Raw genomic sequence first — 291 nt, 5'->3', positions numbered from 1 at the left:
TCAACGTCTTGAGCCAATTGCAGATAATCTGGATTTGACCGTTGATTACGGTATTCTGACCATTATTTCCAAGCCGTTATTTATCGTCATGGAATGGCTACATAAATTAACGGGCAACTGGGGCTGGTCCATTGTATTACTGACCATTCTGATCAAACTGGCGTTTTATAAACTGTCAGCAGCCAGTTACCGTTCGATGGCGTCAATGCGTAAATTGACACCCAAGCTGGCCACACTGAAAGAACGCTACGGTGATGATAAGCAAAAATTCAATCAGGCAATGATGGATTT

At 42.6% G+C, this 291-nt stretch carries 1 protein-coding gene; it reads left to right on the top strand.

Annotation, left to right across the window (positions count from 1 at the left end; translation table 11 throughout):
- A partial coding sequence (locus tag B3182_RS15570; protein WP_292753454.1) for a YidC/Oxa1 family insertase periplasmic-domain containing protein occupies positions 1 to 291 on the top strand: 291 nt, incomplete at both ends.

The sequence above is a fragment of the Methylophaga sp. UBA4204 genome, assembly GCF_002379485.1.
GTDB lineage: Bacteria > Pseudomonadota > Gammaproteobacteria > Nitrosococcales > Methylophagaceae > Methylophaga.
Note: the sequence above shows the minus strand (reverse complement) of the source record. Positions and strands in the feature narration are given on the sequence as shown.